Below are 14,352 nucleotides of genomic sequence, written 5' to 3' on the forward strand. Positions count from 1 at the left end.
GGCATCATCATACTATCAAAGCTCCTATCGCGGGAGAGGGGGTAGATCGAAGTGAAATAGAAAAATTTGTGCTCAATTTAAGATGAAATCTTGTCTAAAAAACTTTAGGGACGTTGCCTAGCTTTATGAAAAATTTATTATCTATTTCAATAAAAATTAATTAACTAAATGACTTATATTGCCATGGAGCGTCGTTAACGCTGGATTATGAAGAGAGTTAGCTTTATAAACAATCTAGCTCCAATCGATTCTCCTTAATCCAGTCTGATAAAAAAATGTTCTTCTGGCAATTTATTTGATATAATTATTCAAATTGTTCATACATCAGAAAAATAAATTGAGTAGGTTTGTTTTAGGCGCTTATGATGGAAACCACAGGGTAAGTACAAAAAGAAAACCCTTAATGATTGGATGCAGTGGCGGAGGCGGCCACGTTGCAGCTATTCAAGGATTGTACAGCTATTTTAAAAAAAGATTTGGCAATGATATTGTCTTTCCCGAATATGACGTGGTTTCTTATGCGAATAAAAACACATCGCCTATGCGAAATAAAATTACGCACGCTGTTGGTGTCATGCATGCACCAGTAGTTGGGATCTTTGCTAGGGGGATTGTTTCATTGTCTCCCCTTCCGGTTTTACCTGATAAGAATGCCTTAAGTGATGAAATAAATTCCTTATCTTTAAAAGAAGAAAAAACTAAAAAGCGTAAATATGTTGATATGTTATTGGATGTTTATCCTGCAGGCTACGAAAGTGCTGCAGCGTGGAATGTACTGCAGCGAAACGATAAAACTGAACAACTTGCCAAATTAATTGCTTTGCAAAAAATGAGTGATGCCGATAATTATGCAGTCACTTATAATCATTATCTCACCACCCTAAAAACAGCCGCTCAGCAGGGTGTTCCTTATACAGAAGTAATAAGCACGCAAGCTATGGCATTACCGGCCTTATGTGATGCGGTTAAAGACTACAATAAATGGATTTCTGACGAGCAACAAAATGCCCCTGACATGTGTATTCATCAATACTTGACTGATATACCTACAGCGGGTGCGGTGCATTTCTTCAATGCGCTGGCAATGTTAACACCAGAGCAACAGAGTCAAATGAAGCTTTATGGTGTGGGGATGAGCAATGAAATCATCCAGCATTTTTTTCCTGGGGAGAATCATTTTTCTTCTTTATGCAATATACCCATCAAAGAAAATCCAATGGTAAGAGAGGGATTTTGCAATCCGGTATTGGATAATAGTGCTTGCTTTCATCAAGAGGTTATCCTGCAGCTGGCGGATGCAGAAGGGTTCTATACGGTTAACATTAAACCTCATGAGCAAATCGCCTCAATCATGCTGGGTAGCCAAGCTGGTAATGATACGTATGAATACATAGAAACATTGCTTGTAAATGGAATGGACAAGGTGTTTATTTTTGGGGGTCTAAGCAACCGTTTCCTGAAGGGAAAAATTGAGAAATTAATTGAAAGACACTGCGAATACAAAGATCGGATAATCTCTCTTGGTAATCAGGGCGATGAGCAGATAGCATCGCTGATGACCCGCAGCAATATGGTTATCATTCGCGGCGGCGGGCTTAGTACCATGGAACAGTTAGCCATGAATCATAATAAAGAGCAAACTGTATTGATTCATCATGCTAATTCTGCTGCGAAAGAACTGACATCAGGCATTCCTTGGGAAGACGCAAATGTTCGTTTTTTGCTTGATGAGTTAACCCAGCAAGGTGTTCATTGTGAAAAAACTACTCCAGAAAGAGCTGCGCGGCACATAGCAGAAGGGCGGTTAATAGCAGCTGTAAAAAGGTTGGGAGCAAATATCGACACGGCAACTGCAATTCAGCACATCAAAAGTCTTGATGACGATGGATTAAAAATCTGTGTGGATGCTCTGCAACTGTCTGAAAGCAAATTAAGCACTTCTTTACCCGAAGAATTAACGCGCTATTTTAGATACCGTGAACAAAGCGCAAAAACTCACCTTGATTTCATAAATGATAAATTAGCTGCTGCCAGAGATACCCTGACGACGGTAATCAGGCAGGAAATAGGGGATGCTGGTGGTGAGGAGCAGGAAGGAGATTTAATGCCTACTGCTCGGCAATCTATCGATTACGCGAGCATTGCTTTAAGTGAGAATCCTTCTCCTGTCTTGGTTTCAGCAATTGACGCTTACAAATCCATACAGAAATTACAGGAAATTATAAAGACGGAAGAGGCCAAGACTTCTGCAGACAAAATCTTGATAAAATTTAGGGAAGAGTATGCTAAACCCGAAACTAAAATTGTCTTGTCGGTTGGAATCATTAGAAAAATTATCGAAGCCATAAATTATATTTTGGCTGACTATTTTGACTTTTTTGCCGCAAGGCTTACTCCTGCTCAACAGGTTAAAAAATACTTGGGCAAGCTTGATAAAAATGGAAAGGCAGGAGCTTCTGATTTTTCTTTCTTCAAGGATGATGCCGCACGGGATGGAGTTGCTGCAAGCATTGAGCAAAATAATTCAAATAAGAATGATCAATGCAATCAAGCATAAAATCAGCTTTTCTTATAAGTTTCTATTGAATGTAGTTAATGCAGCGGTTCCATATCGCATATTGGTTGTTGCTTGTCGCTTTAAAAGGATACATCCACTCAAAAATTAATTAAAATGTTGCTTGATTGATTTGTTTTGTGAATTTGCATGCAAGAAGTTGACGTTGTGATAATCGGGGCCGGTGCTGCCGGTTTGATGTGCGCTATTGAAGCGGGGAAAAGAAGGCAGAAAGTAGTTGTCCTCGATCATGCCAATAAAGTGGGTAAAAAAATTTTAATGTCTGGCGGGGGCCGTTGCAATTTTACAAATTACCATATTAACCCCTCCTGTTATTTGTCGCATAATCCGCATTTTTGTAAATCTGCCCTGTCGCGTTATACCCAGTGGGATTTTATTGAGTTGGTCAGGACATATAAAATCCCATTTCATGAAAAAACCCTGGGGCAATTATTTTGTGACAATAAATCCAAAGATATTGTCGATTTATTACTGGCAGAAAATAATAAAGCCGGTGCAAAAATTCATTTAAATTGTGCGATTAATAAAGTTGCCCGCTCAGAGCAGGGCAACTTTAAACTGCATACTTCAATGGGTCAATTTCAAACGCGCGCTCTGGTAATAGCTACCGGCGGATTGTCCATTCCCACCATGGGTGCGAGCCCCTTTGCTTATCAGATCGCCGAACAGTTTGGCCTTAAAGTCTGGCCCACACGCGCAGCTCTTGTTCCTCTTACTCTGGATACGTTGGATAAAGAGCGTTTTGCCGTACTTTCTGGTATCGGCGTAGATAGTTTGGTAAGTAATGAGTGCATGGAGTTTCGCGAACACTTATTATTCACGCACAGAGGATTAAGCGGCCCGGCAATCTTGCAGATCTCTTCTTATTGGCATGCGGGGGAATTTATTTCCATTAACTTATTGCCGGGTTGCGATTTAGTTAGCTTATTAAAAAAAACTCGTCAGGAAATGCCCAACAAATTACTAAGCTCAATTTTGACTGCCTATTTACCCAAGCGTTTGATTGATGTGTTCATTCCTAAAGACATACTCGAAAAGAAGCTGGCCGATATTTCAAACTCCCAGGTTGAAGCGGTTGCCAAGAGCTTGAGCAATTGGAAAATTAGACCTAATGGTACGGAAGGGTATCGCACGGCCGAAGTCACTTTGGGAGGCGTGGATTGTGATCTCTTATCTTCCAAGACCATGGAAGTTAAAGAAATTCCTGGTCTTTATTTTATTGGGGAAGCCGTAGATGTAACAGGCTGGCTCGGGGGATATAATTTTCAATGGGCCTGGTCATCTGGATGGGCTGCTGGACAAGTGGTTTAGCTCTTCTTACAAATCCTGAATGACTTTTAATGCATTCGCCTAGCAGGTGGCTGGGTGAGTGCGGTCTATGAACATTGCCAGCCTGACCGACATGTATTCAGAGGCAGCAGTTTTAAATCATATACTTTAAGCGCACGCTCGTATTATGCACGACGCTGCCATTGCGCGCGCACTATTTATCCTCAGCAAGCAAGAGCATTGCCTGAGCAAGAATAATGATTGACTAGCGCAGAATAATAAATGTAGCCTAACAAAGCAGTATCTTGTATGTGTTTATAAAGGAATGGGCTACATGCCTGGCAGAGGGATTACAGGTACTTAATGTTTAAAAGCAGCAAGATTATTTTTTTTATTATTGTCTTATTACTTGGTTTCCTAGTATTAGTATTTTTTGCTTTTAAACAAGCGAAACATCTGCAGCGGGATCCCATTGTATTGATGAACCGCTACTATTTATTAAAGGAATCCAACCCTGAGGCGGCCAAGACAGCCTTAATGATCATATTGCGCCAAGATAAAGATTATTTACCTGCACTGAATGAACTGAGCCAACTTTATTTAAAAGAAAATAATTATAAATCGGCCCTTCCTTTATTGCGGCGATTACATGAGTTAGAGCCCGATAATTTTCATCAAACCATGCAGCTGGCACACATGTATTATGCTGGTGGCGAGTGGCAAAAAGCACATATCCTTTTTGAACAACTTAAAGAAGAACAATTCCCCGGCATAAGAGAAGATGCCCTTAAGATGTTGTATAAAATGGCATCTGCGCTACCCAACTATAGAATGAATGCTGCTGCTGAATTGAAAGAGGTACAACCAGCAACGTTTCTATCGGTCAGGCAAATTTGGCTGGATTATTTTTATAAAATAAAAACAGAGCATCGCGAACAGGCGAGAGAATTATTAAGCTTACTGGCTTTGATGGATTCAAAGAATCCGTTAATCCAGGAAGAAATGGGCTATATTTTACTGGAAAATGGCGAAGAGACTGCGGCAATTCCTTATTTTTTACAAGCTTATAATAAACAACCTTCAGCCCGGCTCGCATTGCAACTCGCTTACCTTTATTTAAACGGGAAGGATGAGGTAAAAGCTGCGCAATTTTTCTTGCTAGCCGCTCGTGCCAATGATCCCCAAATAAAAAAAGCAGCCTTAAGAGGCTATGAATTGGTCCGGTTTAAACAACAAGAACCTTTGTTGCAATTACCTATCCCAAGAAAATCTCTCTCCGAAGAACAAGTATGGTTGGATCAGTTTTATCTTCTTAAAAAGAAAAATAAAGAATTAGCCTGGTTGCTTATTCAAAAAATCATTAACCAGTATCCAAATAATATTACTGCGTTAAAAGAAGGCGGTTTTCTTGCAATTGATAAGGGTTATCGCCAAGAAGCAATTGTTTATTTTACCCAAGCGTATAATTTAACATTTGCAGCGGATATAGCCATGCAACTTGGGTATTTATATGATGAAACCTCTAATAAATACCTGGCTTACCGCTATTTCTATCTAGCCACTTCCAGCAAAGACAAGGAATTGGAATTGCGTGCCCAAAATTCGCTAACCAATCTGGCTGGTTTACAAACAAAAGCATTGCCTGAACCTTATTTCGGCGAAATATTTTTCGATCCTTTTTCGCAAAGCAGGTTTGGCTTGACGGTGACTCCGCTATACGCCCGTTTGGGTATTGAAACAGCCAGTTTACTGCAGACGAAAGCATATCTGGTATTTCGGCAAACCGAAGATAATAAATCAACCAATTCAGGGCAATTACCGCAAATTTATGAAGATAATGTCCGTATTATGGGTGGCGGGGTGCAAATTACTCCAATTCCCAATTTCCCTTTAATAGCATTTGCGGAAGCAGGGGCCGCTTATGATTTGATTTACCGTAACAGGGAGCGGTGGCGTGGTGATTTGCGGGGCGGGCTGATGTATTACAATGAATTTGGCGCCAAGCCTGCTTACTATGATCGGGTTAAAATAAGTGCTGATTATTACAGTACATGGTATGGCGATTTAATTTATTTTTCACGCTATGACAATAATGTGATTGGTACGCTTAGAACCCATCAGGGGATACGTCTTATGCAGTACCATAGCAGTATGGTTAATTTATATCTCACGGGTCGCATCATTGAAGATACGCGGCGGGAGTTTTTTAATAATATTGCCGAAATAGGTCCAGGGATTGGTTTTATCCCATCCAATCGCTATCGGGTTGAAATCCGCTTTGAACATATCAAGGGAGCTTATTTACCCGCAGGAGGATCCTTTAACCCTTATGGTAAATACTATACTAACAATACTGTCCAGTTTCTTTTCTATCTAAAACTCTAATGCCCGGTGATTTGATTTTAATTATTTATTTCATAATGTGGTATTTTCTTATCGCATTAGCCGTTTTGTTTATTATTTCTGGCATAGATGATTTATTTTTTGATGCTTATTACTGGATCAGATATTTATTCCGCTTATGGACAACGCGGCATTATAATCGCTTGACTTATGAGCAGCTTGCTAGCAAAGAGGAACAAATGATTGCCATACTTGTTCCTTGCTGGCATGAAGCTGGGGTGATTGGTACGATGTTGCGGCATAATTGTTACTCGATTGATTATACAAATTATTATTTTTTTGTCGGGGTTTATCCTAACGATGCAGAGACAGTCCGTGAAGTGCAGGAAGTTGCCGAGCAAATAAAACATGTTCGCTGTGTAGTCGGCAAATCACCCGGGCCAACCAATAAGGCAGCCAATTTAAATGCGATTTATGAATATGTACGCGAGTTTGAAAAAACATTAGATAAGCCGTTTGATATTTTTGTATTTCATGATTCAGAAGACATCATCCACCCGTTATCATTTAAACTCTATAATTATTTAATTCCTCGCAAGGAAATGATTCAAATTCCGGTGTTTCCTCTTGCAGTTAACTACTGGCGTTTTACCCATTGGCTTTATGCAGATGAATTTTCAGAAAATCACACCAAAGATATCATCGTGAGAGAGAGCATTCATGGACATGTGCCTTCCGCTGGGGTGGGCACAGCATTTGCACGGCATGCGCTTCAGCTCCTTGAAGATCCAAAAACAGGTGTCCCTTTTGCGACGGATTCCTTGACAGAAGACTACCGCACATCCCTGGCGCTCCGTATCCGTCACTTAAAACAAATTTTTGTGACTAAAACCATAGTACGTATGAAATGGGTACCCAGAGGATTCTTCCGCAAAGGTTATGTGCAAAAACCCATCAAGGAATACATTGCCACTCGCGCTTTATTCCCTATGGAATACAAGAAGGCGGTACGGCAAAAGGCACGCTGGATTATTGGAATTGTTTTCCAAGAGTGGCGACATACTCAGTGGCCTAATGAATGGATAATAAGATTTACGCTTGCACACGACAGGAAATCATTCATCACACATTTTATTAACGGATTTGGTTATTTTGTTTTTCTTTTTTGGTTAATTTATTCATTCTGGACTTACTTGAATCCGGAATATCCTTCCTTGCAAGAGCAACTTAATTTACATCCCTGGGTGTGGTGGCTTATTGTTATTGTTACCTTGATTATGGTTGAGCGCTTGCTGCAGCGGATGATCGCCGTGAGACGAGTGTATGGCTGGATCCCCGCTCTTTTATCTTTCCCCAGAGCGTTTTACGGCAATATACTGAACCTTCATGCCTTAATGCGCGCTTACAGGGTGTATTACACGACGCCAAAAACGCAGGCAACAAGCAGTAAACAACCCTCATGGGATAAAACCGAGCATCATTTTCCAGGCAGCCATATTCTCACGCCTTATCGACAAAAATTGGGAGATCTATTGCTCAAAAATAAAAGGATTACAAAACAGCAGTTGGATGAAGCCATCATTAAGCAACAAAAAACAGGAGAGCGTTTAGGAAAGACATTGTGCGATTTAAAATTAATCAGCGAGCATGAACTCATTCATTTACTATCCGAACAATATAAATTAAAAATTGTACCAAGGCGCTGCCTTGTGGAGGCTAAAAAAATCAAAAAGCTGCCGTTGCCTGCCAAATTACTCGATTGGTTGAAAAAAAATAATGCCAATGTGTTGGCATTTGATGAAACCAGAAATATGCTGACAATCAGTATAGAAGATCCGACCAACGAGCACTTAATCGAGCGGATAATTAACCGCATAAGCCCCCATCGGGCTCGATTTGTACTCCTTGATGACATTGAATAAATTATTTGCGTTGCATTGCAGTAAGTTGCTGTTTTACATAATTTACTATTCGTTCTGCAGCATGCCCATCGCCATATGGGGATTTGCCTGGTGTCATTTTAGAGTAGGCCGCTTCACTGCTTAACAACTCGCTCACCTTGCTTACTATTTGCTGCGTTTTAGTTCCAACGAGTACTCCGACGCCCTCTGAAATCACCGCTGGGCGCTCTGTTATTTTTCTTAATATGACAACCGGTTTATTTAAGGCAGGCGCTTCTTCCTGGATTCCTCCCGAATCAGTTAACACTAATAAACAACGGTTCATCAGATGAGCAAATTCATCATATCTTAAGGGAGGCAGAAGATGGATTCCTGGTTTTTTATTAAGCATTGCATGAATGTCTTTTTGGACATTGGGGTTGGGGTGCACAGGAAATAAAAAATGAACATGAGGAAATTGTTTGGACAATTTAATCACGGCCTGGCAGATATTTTTTATTGGTTCGCCAAAATTCTCCCGGCGATGAGCGGTAACCAGAACAATATTGTGCCAGTGGGTATATAAATCATCTGCGGGTTTATGCTTAAGAACCCAATAAAGGGAGTCAATCACTGGATTCCCAGTAACAACAATTTTGGCGGAAGCTATATTTTCACGCAAAAGATTAACCTTTTCCAATTCAGTGGGAGCAAAATGCCATACGGCTAAAGGAGCAGTGAGAATGCGGTTTATTTCTTCCGGGAATGGCTCTTTGGAATTATAAGTTCTTAATCCAGCTTCAATATGACCAAAAGGGATGTGATGATAAAATGCAATTAATGATGAAACAAATACGGTAGTAGTATCTCCTGCTGCAAGAAGTGCATCAAAATACTGGTTGTTTACTAAATTCTCAAGCTTCTTACACAAGGATGCAGTTAATCCTCCTAATGATTGATCAACCGTCATGACGTCTAAATCCACATCGGGAGCAAGATCAAAAAGCGTAAGCATGTCATCTAATAAACTTCGGTGTTGCGCGGTATTGATGAAAAGTACTTTAGCCCATGCCGATGCTTTTAATTTAAAAATAATCGGAGCCATTTTAATAAGTTCTGGTCTTGTCCCTACGATACAACCAATGACGAATTGTCTTTGGATCGGCATAAAGTAGTTCCTCTATTCCTTTTCATAATATTAGTTCAAAGTTAGGTTTTTCACTGGCCAGATATTATCAATGCTTAGGCAGACTTTGGGGATGAACGGCTTGCTGTACGTTGATAGGGATTAGAAAGCACTGGCTGCCAGCCAGAAAAAAAACGCCCATTCCAGGACAGCATTCTTTCGATAAATATAAGGCTCGATAAATAATAATAAGCCATCCAAGCGTGGGGTGGGGCTGCGTGATAAACCAGTGTGTTATAAAGCATCAAAAGGGATGCAAGAATCCAAAAACACCAAGGAAAATAGGTGAAATTTTTTAGTAAGATATATCGATATAATCCCATAGCAAGCATGCCAAAGAAAAAACCGCCGGCCACGTCGACTAAAGTATGAAAATGATAATGTATTAAAGAAAGCCCGATGCCGAGGAGGATTAGGAAAATTACACTCCTTGTAAGCCAGGAAACATAAAGAGCCCACCACAAATAAAACATGGTGCCCACTTGCATATGCCCACTGGGAAAAACATACGTGGTGCTAAGTTCCGGCGAATGAGGTATTTGAAAAGTTCCTTTTAGCGCGACGTTTAAAATGACTCCAAAGGCAATAAGGCAAAGGGTTTGCAGTATAAGTCTCTGTCCAAGTAAAAAAGCGCCTAGAATAGTAATAATTATTATTACAGGCTTATTCAGCAAGGCGAGCAATATATCTGCACTTAGGTCAAACATGTTTCAGCCTGTTAAAATTCGTCGCAACGATGAGTATTTCCCGATCAATATATTCATAACCATTTGATTTATCAAGTCAATTTAAATATAGCCAGGCATGTTTTACCATAAAAAACGTCTGGATGACGGGTGAAATAATACTTGCATGTTTATGAGAAGCCGAGCTAAAGTAACTGGGCGTTTTACTCTTTATTTGCCATAATTAATTTGGGCTACGTTGAAAGATTCAACGTAAAATTGGATTTCACCAAGTAAAAGGAATTAATCATGAGCACAATCGGGCTTATTTTGTTAATCCTTATTTTAGTTGCAGTACTGCCAACCTGGCCATACAGCAGCGGGTGGGGATATTATCCCAGCGGCGCAGTAGGCTTAATTCTTCTTATTTTAATTATTTTGCTTTTAACACGAGGCGGCGTATAGCGAAGCTTACGTGTGATGAGTATCGTCCGGGCGAGAATGCTTCGCCTGGACGCAACTCATTTTTCGTAATAGTAATTATTAAAAATTTCTTTAAACCCTAGGCGTTTGTATAAACCATAGCCTGCCAGAGACGCTTCAAGAAAGCAGGTTTTAACACCCATGTCATGCGCATGCTGCAAGGCCAGGGTGATTAGTCCGCTTGCGTATCCACGCTTTTGGTAGTAAGGAATGGTTGCTACATCATCTATGCGTGCATGCTCATCTGTTGCAGTTAATGTCAGTGAACTAACAATTTGTCCATTAATAAAAGCAGAAAAATGCCAAATACCTTTGGAGCGTTGCGTGGCTGTAAGGTGACGTTTAATGTATAGCTTCATATTGTCTTCAGTGGATGCAAATCCCTCCAAAATGGGAAGCCCCCATTCCTCCAGCCGTTTTTCCATGTTTGTCATGTGCAATGGAGGCGAAGGGGTTTTTAGGGTTAATCCCGTTAAATCGCAACTCATGACGATTCCTTTATCAACTAAGGAAAAACCATGGTGTTTCAGACTATTCTTCAACTCAGGCGATGATAAAGACTCAGGAAGCAAAAGTGCCCAGGGCAAGCCTTTTTGCATATAGTAGATTTCACAACTTTTTAAAATATCTAAAAAACGGCTGCTGATATTTCTTACAAATACAGGATTTAATCCCGAAGCTTGCACGCCTGTGGTAAAAGAAATGAATTCGCCATAATTTATCTTGCACGTGCTTACCTGCGAAAAAAAATGGTCGGTAATATGATTAAATTGCTGGATTAGGTCATTCATTTTTATTTTAAATTGGCGGTTGATGAGAATATAAATAAGCTCTTGTTAATTCTTTTATTTTATTAAAAAGCCGTGCAAGAATACATTAGGCTTTCAAATTAAGATATCACCTATGAAACTAAATATTTCACCCCGGCCCTGGGTCAAAATTCCTGTCGAAATTGCTGCACGCGAATTTGAAGCGAAACTTTTTTTAACTCATGTGTTGGCAAGGAAGGGTTGGGGCGTACTAATTGGCCAGGAAAATTTGGTGCGCTCAGCAATTGCCACGTCTGTCTCAGGAATTCAATACGACAAAAGCATTGCAGCAGGAATGAAAAAATATCTTATGGAGGCTCAAAGTCGGGGTGATTATTTCACGGCCCACTGTGAAGAAGGATTAGTCTATCTTGATCCGCAAACTTATATCCGTCGGAAAATTTGCCCGGCTAATTTCATGGCTGCTGATGCATTCTTTTTTTGGGGCAATCAACAATATGGGGATGTTACCACAGCTTTAAATATTGACTATCCACATACAATCACGGGAAATCCGAGGATAGATTTATTAAGAAAGGACATGCAAAATTGCTATAAGGACTCATCCACCTGGTTAAAAAATAAACTGGGTGAATTTATACTAATTAATACAAAATTCGGACGCTACAATCCTTTCATCGGCCGGGAGATTTTCTATCAAAAAGCAAAAGGTGCGTGGGGAATTATTAAAACGCCTGCTGAAGATGAGAAATTCCGAGCCTCCGTAAAGCAGCAGGAATTTATGTACCATAAAACCTTGCATTTAATTGATCGGCTAGCTAAAGAATTTTCTTCGCAAAAAATTGTTATTAAGCCGCATCCTGCCGAAAATTGGTTCCCTTATGTGCAACGCTATGCCAATGCTGCCAACATACATGTTGCGATGCATGGTGCTTCTAACCAATGGCTGGCCGCAGCACAGCAGGTTATCCATAATAGCTGTACTACTGGAATTGAGGCATTCCTTTTGGGTAAGCCTGTTTACTCGTATGAGCCTTATGAAGACACGAGCCAGGATGCAGAATTACCTGCTTTGTTAAGCACAAGGATAAAAACAGAAGATGAGCTAATGGAGTCAATAGTAAATGCTCCTCCAGTCAATGATAGGGAAAAAAGGAACAAACTGGCCGAAGAATATATGGCAAATTTAAGCGAGGATATGGCTGCGGTTCGCATCGCCAATCATTTCAACACGTTAATTCCTCCTATAAAAAAAGTAACGTTTGCTGTGAGACACATGCTTTGTTTATCAGAAATAAATACCCATCACACTGAAAATTCTCACTATTGGCTAGAGGCATCTTATGGAACCAGGCAAGATTATAAAATGCAAAAGTTTCCGGCATTTACTACTGCTACAGTTGCGGGCACGTTGCAGCGTTTTTCGCAAGTACTTGAAAGTATAGAGGATATGACTGTGGCTGAAGTTGAACAGTGAAATTTTAGCAAAAGCTAAAAAACTGCGGGTAATTGCCACAAATACCACAGGTCTCGACCATATTGATGTTGAACACGTAAAAGACTTAGGCATTCAATTAATTTCACTAAAGGAAAATAAAGAGTTTTTACGAAGTATTCACGCCACAGCCGAACTTACCTGGGGATTGTTATTGGCTGCAATGCGTCATCTGCCGCAAGCGATTGACGCTGTAAAAAATAAAGAATGGAAGCGCGAAAATTTTATTGGACGGGAATTGGCGGCCAAGCATATTGGTATTATTGGAGTTGGAAGGATTGGCGAAAAAATCGCACGCTATGCCGAGGCTTTTTCAATGCATGTCCATGGATTTGATTCCGATGTGGCCGCTCGAAAAATTAAATATGTAAACTGGCATGATGAATTGGATAGCATGCTTTCTATATGCGATATCCTAACAATTCATGTGCCACTTAATGCACAAACAGAAAAATATATAAATACGTCCTTCCTGGAACGATTGAAACCGGGCGCGGTTTTAATCAATACGTCCCGTGGGGCTGTTTTAGACGAGCAAGCTGTTGTGCAGGCGTTAATAAACAGGCATCTTGCTTGTGTTGCGGTCGATGTGTTGGCAAATGAACATCATGCTGCTTTCCCAGAATGCAATACTCTCTGGCAATTTGCGCAGCAATCGCCGCGGGTTATTATTTCTCCTCACATTGGCGGGGCAGCCTGGGAAGCTTGGGATAAAACAGAACGATTCATTGCCCGGCAAGTTATTACTCATTTAAACAAGGATTAGTCGTGTGTATTCATTCGCAAAGCAAAGAACAGTTTGAACAAGCATGGGAACAGCGCGCCGAGCATGAAACGCTCTATTTGCATTGGACCAGAGGCGCTCCCAAAACCCAAATTCAACTTGCTTTCAGGCAGCATTGGTTATTATTTCAAGAACTAATTGGCCAATCTCCTGTGCGAGGCAAACGTTGTATTGAACTTGGCGCAGGACGAGGGACCATTTCCATGTATTTTGCGGATGCGGGCTGGGATTGTACTTTGTTGGATACTTCAAAAACAGCACTTGCACAGGCAAAAAAAGCGTTTTCACAATTTGGTCTTCCTGCCACTTATTTGGTAGGAGATGCTGTAGGGACCAACCTTCCTGATGAAAGCTACGATGTTTGTGTCTCGATTGGTTTAATGGAGCATATCCCGGAACTTGAAAAAGCATTAGCCGAACAGGTTCGCCTTTTAAGTCCAGGCGGTTTGTTACTGGCTTATGTGGTTCCTGATAAAAAAGCCAAAGTTCAGGCACAACAAGAATGGGTTAATGATATTTTGGCTTCTTACTATCAATTATTAATGCAGCAAGAAACCATTGCCCCTCAGACGAAACCGGAAATTTACCGCAGCAACACGGGAATTAGCGTGTATTTGGAAATTTTGAAAGATTTGCCTCTTACCGCAATCCATGGTGCAGGCGTATATCCCTTGCCCATGCTTTCCCCTTCAACGACCTTTCCGTTTACATTAAACCCACCGGAAGTGGAGGAACGCTTGGTGCATTATTTCACGCAGCTTTTAGCAGAAAGACGCCTACGCTTTGGGCATAATCCATGGTGGTGTGAAGAAGAATATGGGCAAGCTTTTTTAATTTCTGCAGTAAAAATTTAATCTATTCGAGTTGGTAAACTTTTAGTAAAGTTTGTATAAAAAATAGGA

The 14,352-nt window shown here is 40.5% G+C and carries 11 protein-coding genes; 8 read left to right on the forward strand and 3 right to left on the reverse strand.

The window, feature by feature from the left end:
• Nucleotides 1–403: 403 nt before the first annotated feature.
• From ELY11_RS09885 to ELY11_RS09900, 4 genes are all read left to right on the forward strand, one after another.
• Entirely contained in the window at nt 404–2,557 is a 2,154-nt protein-coding gene (locus ELY11_RS09885) for a hypothetical protein (RefSeq protein ID WP_127033310.1), read from the forward strand.
• Nucleotides 2,558–2,704: 147 nt separating this feature from the next.
• Nucleotides 2,705–3,886, forward strand: coding sequence for a BaiN/RdsA family NAD(P)/FAD-dependent oxidoreductase (locus tag ELY11_RS09890; RefSeq protein WP_126954345.1), 1,182 nt, complete (start codon nt 2,705–2,707; stop codon nt 3,884–3,886).
• A gap of 321 nt (nt 3,887–4,207) precedes the next feature.
• Nucleotides 4,208–6,229 carry a tetratricopeptide repeat protein gene (locus tag ELY11_RS09895; RefSeq protein ID WP_127033312.1) on the forward strand — a complete coding sequence of 674 codons (2,022 nt, stop codon included), beginning with the start codon at nt 4,208–4,210 and terminating at the stop codon, nt 6,227–6,229.
• A gap of 35 nt (nt 6,230–6,264) precedes the next feature.
• A complete protein-coding gene (locus ELY11_RS09900) occupies nt 6,265–8,109 on the forward strand; it encodes a glycosyl transferase family protein (protein WP_158615193.1) in 1,845 nt (614 codons plus the stop codon).
• Between the two features lies 1 nt (nt 8,110).
• On the opposite strand, the gene wecB is transcribed toward ELY11_RS09900, so the two are convergent.
• Nucleotides 8,111–9,235: a non-hydrolyzing UDP-N-acetylglucosamine 2-epimerase gene (gene wecB, locus ELY11_RS09905; protein ID WP_126954348.1), complete on the reverse strand. Its 1,125-nt coding sequence runs from the start codon at nt 9,233–9,235 to the stop codon at nt 8,111–8,113.
• Between the two features lie 74 nt (nt 9,236–9,309).
• On the reverse strand, nt 9,310–9,960 hold the full coding sequence (locus tag ELY11_RS09910) for a phosphatase PAP2 family protein (RefSeq protein ID WP_127033316.1): 651 nt from the start codon (nt 9,958–9,960) through the stop codon (nt 9,310–9,312).
• Nucleotides 9,961–10,227: 267 nt separating this feature from the next.
• Here ELY11_RS09910 and ELY11_RS09915 point away from each other — a divergent pair, with 267 nt between their 5' ends.
• Nucleotides 10,228–10,383 carry a DUF3309 family protein gene (locus ELY11_RS09915; RefSeq protein WP_126954350.1) on the forward strand — a complete coding sequence of 52 codons (156 nt, stop codon included), beginning with the start codon at nt 10,228–10,230 and terminating at the stop codon, nt 10,381–10,383.
• Nucleotides 10,384–10,439: 56 nt separating this feature from the next.
• Here the strand turns inward: ELY11_RS09915 and ELY11_RS09920 are convergent, their stop codons facing one another.
• Complete coding sequence (locus tag ELY11_RS09920; protein WP_127033318.1) at nt 10,440–11,192, reverse strand: GNAT family N-acetyltransferase; 753 nt, start codon at nt 11,190–11,192, stop codon at nt 10,440–10,442.
• Nucleotides 11,193–11,304: 112 nt separating this feature from the next.
• Here ELY11_RS09920 and ELY11_RS09925 point away from each other — a divergent pair, with 112 nt between their 5' ends.
• From ELY11_RS09925 to ELY11_RS09935, 3 genes are read left to right on the forward strand one after another with little or no spacing between them, the layout of a single operon-like run.
• A complete protein-coding gene (locus tag ELY11_RS09925) occupies nt 11,305–12,648 on the forward strand; it encodes a surface carbohydrate biosynthesis protein (protein ID WP_127033320.1) in 1,344 nt (447 codons plus the stop codon).
• Entirely contained in the window at nt 12,638–13,432 is a 795-nt protein-coding gene (locus ELY11_RS09930; RefSeq protein WP_158615194.1) for an NAD(P)-dependent oxidoreductase, read from the forward strand. Before ELY11_RS09925 ends, ELY11_RS09930 begins: the two co-directional genes overlap by 11 nt.
• Nucleotides 13,433–13,434: 2 nt before the next feature.
• Complete coding sequence (locus ELY11_RS09935) at nt 13,435–14,304, forward strand: class I SAM-dependent methyltransferase (protein WP_158615195.1); 870 nt, start codon at nt 13,435–13,437, stop codon at nt 14,302–14,304.
• Nucleotides 14,305–14,352 lie beyond the last annotated feature (48 nt).

The sequence above is a fragment of the Legionella septentrionalis genome, assembly GCF_003989745.1.
Lineage (GTDB): Bacteria > Pseudomonadota > Gammaproteobacteria > Legionellales > Legionellaceae > Legionella_A > Legionella_A septentrionalis.